Below are 5420 nucleotides of genomic sequence, written 5' to 3'. Positions count from 1 at the left end.
ATTGGTTTAGTTGCACATGACCAAAAAAAGATTGAATTAGTAGAATGGATCAAACCACACTATGATTTTTTTAAAGAATTTCCTCTTTATGCAACTGGTACTACAGGTAAAATAATTTTAGAATCTTATCCTGATTTAAATTTAACACGTTTAAAAAGTGGACCATTGGGTGGTGATCAACAGTTAGGCTCATTAATCTGCACAGGCGAATTAGGATTGCTTATTTTTTTTACAGATCCGTTAACGCCTATGCCACATGATGTTGATGTGAAAGCTCTCATTCGTTTATCAACACTTTATAATATCCCAATGGCTTGTAATCAAGGTACAGCGGACCTATTAATGAAAGGTCTCTCTCATATCTACTCACAAAAAGGTTAATACAATGGTTAATATCCCTCTATTTCAAGCACCTGTTAGCAATGACACACCTTTTTTCTTGATCGCAGGTACATGCGTGATCGAGTCAGAAGCAATGACATTTGAAGTTGCAGGCCGTTTAAAAGAAATGTGCGAAAAACTCAATATACCTTTTATCTATAAATCATCTTTTGATAAGGCCAACCGCTCTTCCATCAACAGCTATCGTGGTCCTGGCATTGAAAAAGGTTTGGCAATTCTTGAAAAAATTCGCAAAGACTTAAATGTACCTGTATTAACAGATGTGCATGAAGATACACCTTTAGATGAGGTAGCTGCTGTTGTTGATGTATTACAAACACCTGCTTTCCTATGTCGTCAAACTAACTTTATCCAAAATGTTGCAAAAACAATGAAGCCTGTGAATATCAAAAAAGGTCAATTTCTAGCACCTTGGGATATGCAACATGTGATCGAAAAAGCGCGTGCAACAGGTAACCAAAATATTATGGCTTGTGAACGCGGTGTTTCTTTTGGTTATAATAATTTAGTGTCTGACATGCGTTCATTAGAAGTAATGAAAGATATCGGTTGCCCTGTTGTATTTGATGCTACGCATTCTGTACAATTACCAGGCGGACAAGGTACAAGTTCTGGTGGCCAACGACAATTTGTTCCTGTGTTATCTAAAGCTGCTGTTGCTGTTGGTGTAGGTGGTTTATTCATGGAAACACATCCGAATCCAGATCAAGCACTATCAGATGGCCCAAATGCAATCAAATTATCTGAATTAGAAGCATTATTAATAAAATTAAAAGCTATTGATGAGATTGTTAAAGGCTAATGATTTTACTAGCATCAAAATCTCCTAGGCGACAAGAACTGCTTAGACAAATCGGTATTGATTATCAAGTAATCAATACCGATATTGATGAATCAGTTTTACCGAATGAGAATCCACATGATTATGTAGCTCGCATGGCACATTCAAAAGCCATTGCAGCAAAATTGCTTTTAGGTAATGCGCAACATCCGATTTTAACTGCAGATACGAGCGTGATTAAAAATGATGTAATCTTAGGCAAGCCTGAAGATTATACTGATTTTTGCAAAATGATGGCGATGCTATCAGGTTCGACGCATCAAGTTTTATCAGCCATTGCCATACAATATCTAGATCAAGTTATTGTTAAAACAAGTGTCAGCTCCGTGACTTTCTCACAATTACCAAAAACATTCATTGAAGCTTATTGGGCAACACATGAGCCTTGTGATAAAGCTGGCGGCTATGCAATTCAAGGCCTAATGGCACGATATATACAAAAAATTGAAGGCAGTTATTCTGGCATCATGGGATTACCACTGTTTGAATTATCCGAAGCTTTACACGAAATTGGGTATAATGAATCATCATTAACCTTTTCATAGATTCTGAAACTAGACAAGATTTAATATGGAACCATCATTCAAATACATCAAAAATCCAGAAAGCGGTAATAAAGAATCTGTTGCCATCGAAACTAAAAATGCCGATGAGCAGAATAAAGAAGCAGAAATTATCCAAAAGAAAAAAGCTCATAAATATGGTAGCTCGTTAGGCTGGGGATGGTTTCAAGGCTTTAATTTGTTTGTGACTGGTTGTTTTTTAATCATCTGCCTAATAGTTGCTTATTTTATGATGGGCAGTGAAACTATGCGAACAGGCTTACCCAAATACTCTATCGATCGTACCAATGATTTAGGCAAGGCAATCTATAATCCTGCTTTATCGGAGGAAGAACGAGCTTCATTTGTTTATCAACCACCTGTGCGTCGTCCAAAAGCGACAGAAAAACCCGTTTTGGATGAAATCGAATTACTGAGTGAAGCGACCAAAAACCCAAGTGCTAATTTGGACTTACCAGCATTAAGCTTAATTTCATCAGCAGAAGAAGATGAAGCTGAACACGCTGAAGAAAACTTCTATGGAGATTCTCCATTCGGCTTAACAATGGAATCCTTACAGTTGGAGTCTTCATCACAAACTGTAGAACAAAATGTCATGCCTAGTAACCCTGAAGTCCAATCTTTGGTTAAGCAAGCAACTCTAGCATGGAATCGAGGTCAATTGAGCGAACCTTATCAAGGTTCTGCCCTTTCTTATTATCATCAAGCATTAGCCATTGATGCAAATGATCAATCTGCCCTCACAGGTTTAAGCCAACTTGCAACTCATTACCTTAATTTGGCTAAAAAAGAGTTGGGTCGCAATGATTTTTTCTCAGCTTTAGATTATGTGGATTTAGGATTAAAAGCTGATCCTTTAAACCCAGAACTCAATCAATTAAAAGCTCAATTGATTAATGAATAAAGCTCTACGGATTATCGCACTCATTGGATGCATATTATTCTTACTCAGCCATTATGTAGTTATGAGTATTGATAAAGAGTATTTTCCAATGTTTGCGCATTTATACCCTTTTATTGCTAAATTTTGGTTTGAAGCTAGTCGATTACTTTTAATATTTAATTGGCATATAGATATCAGTATTTTATTTTCTTTCATCAAATATATACTATTAATCAATGTTGCATTTGCTATGTTTGCTTTTAAATATCCATTTTTTTACCGAGTAACAATCTTTATCATGATATTTTTACTCAGCATCTACCTTGTAACACTGATATTTTTAGGGCTCACCTCTATTTACCCAATCTACACTTTTAGTATAGCGATGTTACTGATACTTTCATTTTGCCTGATGAAATTACAGCGCCCATAATATCCATACGATTTCAAACATAAAATTACAATTTTTTATCACATCAACCATCAATATCATATATTCTGAAGTCAGTCGTTCATTGAACTATGAGGTGCTGATATGATTAGATTTATCCTAATGATCATAATATTTAGCCTATCCTCTTTCTCGCTTGCATATAACGTGGATGATATTAATTTTTGGGATGGCTGGAAACGTGATACATCAATAGAAAAAAATGTTTTTACGGTTGTTAACAACAGTCGTTTGTCAGCGCCAGAACTGATCAAGTATGCATCTAATGATAATGCAGAATATGCTTTTTATGTCGGCTTACTCTATTATGTAGGCTACCGTAGTCATGCAGGTTTTCCATTTCAAAGAAACCATAAAAAAGCACTAGAATTTTTTCAAAGGGTGTCATCATATGGTTATCTATCACCTTATGTAAATTATTATATGGGTATGATTTTATGGAATGGATATGATGGAGCACCTATGAATAAAATGCGTGCAAAGACATTATTAGCCCGTGCAGATACACCAGAATCATTTTTAATGCTTGCAACCATTAATCAAGACAATCCCAATGAGCAACTAGTTTGGTACAAAAAATTAGCATATACCGATGATTGGCGAGCCATTTTGACTGTCGCACATTGGTATAACATTGGTAAAGGTACTATAAAAAATAATGGCGAATCCTATTATTGGTATAGCAAGGCATGTGCACAACGTATTGCATTTGCATGTACAAAACTCACAATTTTACGACCTTAATATTATAAAATGTTTCAAATGATAAATAACCTGTGTCATCAGTGATTTTATTTTTACATTATCTATCAGTAACTTAAAAACATAAAATCGATAATATGTGCTTTTGGTCAAAAATTATCAATGTTCAAAATAAAAAAATGTAGCCAAATACAAAAAATGCTGTAAAATTTCGTGATTCCTCATCTAGTTATGAGGAATTTTTTTTAGAGTTAAATTTATATTGGGTATTTAACTCGCACACAAGGGGGCAATAATTCATCTGAATTAACGCGCATATTTATCTCTCTTTCAACATGCCGAGGAAAGGCTGGGGGAAATAAACTTATGTTATCAAACACACAAACGTTATCTCCTAACGTTACCAATAACGGTTCTGCAAGCTTACAAAAAACATTAGTACTTTGGCAGCTTGTTATGATCGGTTTAGCATATATGCAACCTATGACTGTATTCGATACTTTTGGGATCGTCAGTCAAGATACAGGTGGGCATGTTCCAACTGCATATATCATCACATTAGTCGCTATGATGTTCACTGCATTAAGTTACGGTAAAATGGTACGCCGTTACCCTTCTGCGGGTTCAGCTTATACATATACACAAAAGTCAATTGATCCTAAAGTAGGTTTTGTTGTTGGCTGGTGTACATTACTAGACTATTTATTCAATCCAATGATCAATATTTTATTGGCAACCATTTACCTAAAATCACAGTTTGGTGATATCAATATTTGGTTCTACGTTGTACCATTGGCTGCTTTGATGACTTATATCAACTATCGCGGTGTAGAAATGGTGGCAAGTTTTAATAGCATCATCGTATTCTTCCAGCTCTTATTGATGCTTATCTTTGTTGTCTTAGTTTTAAAAGGTCTATATTTTGATGGTGTGGGTGCTGCAACACTTGTCAGCTCAAAACCTTTTATCAGTCCAGATATGTCCATCAGTGTTGTGGCAGCAGGTTCTGCAATCCTTTGCTTCTCATTCTTAGGTTTTGATGGTTTAAGCTCATTGTCAGAAGAAGCAAAAGACGCTGCGAAAGCTGTGCCTAAAGCGATTTTTTTAACAACATTGATCGGTGGTGTGATCTTTATTTTCATCACTTATTTTATGCAGCTATTTTTTGAAGGTTATACATTCACTACTCCTGATGAAAGCCAACCAGAAGTATTGCTATATGCTGGCGAACAAGCGATGAGCGGAGTGCAAATTGGTAAATTCTTAGCATCTACATTCTTCCAATCTATTGGCTTATGGTTAGCAATTTTTGCAGTATTTGCTTCTGGCTTAGCAGCACATACAGGCGTTTCTCGTATGATGTATGTTATGGGCCGTGATGGGATTTTTCCGAAAAAAGTATTCTCTTATATCAATCCTAAGTATAAAACTCCTTCTATCAACATTGTTATCGTTGGTATTGTATCTCTGAGCGCTGGGTTCTTTGACTTAGACTTTGCTTTACACTTAGTTAACTTTGGAGCCTTAACAGCATTCTTCATTGTGAACGTATGCGTCATCGTACAGTGCTACTTTAGA

Annotated in this window: 6 protein-coding genes; all 6 read left to right on the top strand. The window is 35.7% G+C overall.

Features of this window, described 5'->3' with window-relative positions; genetic code table 11:
* A partial coding sequence (locus BZK14_RS03520) for a methylglyoxal synthase (RefSeq protein WP_245831143.1) occupies positions 1-381 on the top strand: 381 nt, incomplete at its 5' end.
* 4 nt (positions 382-385) lie between these two features.
* Positions 386-1204, top strand: coding sequence for a 3-deoxy-8-phosphooctulonate synthase (gene kdsA / locus BZK14_RS03515; protein WP_077925208.1), 819 nt, complete (start codon positions 386-388; stop codon positions 1202-1204).
* Entirely contained in the window at positions 1204-1788 is a 585-nt protein-coding gene (locus tag BZK14_RS03510; protein ID WP_077925207.1) for a Maf family protein, read from the top strand. Before kdsA ends, BZK14_RS03510 begins: the two co-directional genes overlap by 1 nt.
* 25 nt (positions 1789-1813) lie before the next feature.
* Positions 1814-2710: a tetratricopeptide repeat protein gene (locus BZK14_RS03505; RefSeq protein ID WP_077925206.1), complete on the top strand. Its 897-nt coding sequence runs from the start codon at positions 1814-1816 to the stop codon at positions 2708-2710.
* A gap of 514 nt (positions 2711-3224) precedes the next feature.
* Positions 3225-3884 carry a tetratricopeptide repeat protein gene (locus BZK14_RS03495; protein ID WP_143691307.1) on the top strand — a complete coding sequence of 220 codons (660 nt, stop codon included), beginning with the start codon at positions 3225-3227 and terminating at the stop codon, positions 3882-3884.
* Positions 3885-4208: 324 nt separating this feature from the next.
* The coding region (locus BZK14_RS03490; RefSeq protein ID WP_077925203.1) for an APC family permease at positions 4209-5420 on the top strand (1212 nt) is incomplete at its 3' end.

The organism is Wohlfahrtiimonas larvae (assembly GCF_002006755.1).
Taxonomy (GTDB): domain Bacteria; phylum Pseudomonadota; class Gammaproteobacteria; order Cardiobacteriales; family Wohlfahrtiimonadaceae; genus Wohlfahrtiimonas; species Wohlfahrtiimonas larvae.
This window is presented reverse-complemented; position numbering and strand designations above follow the sequence as displayed.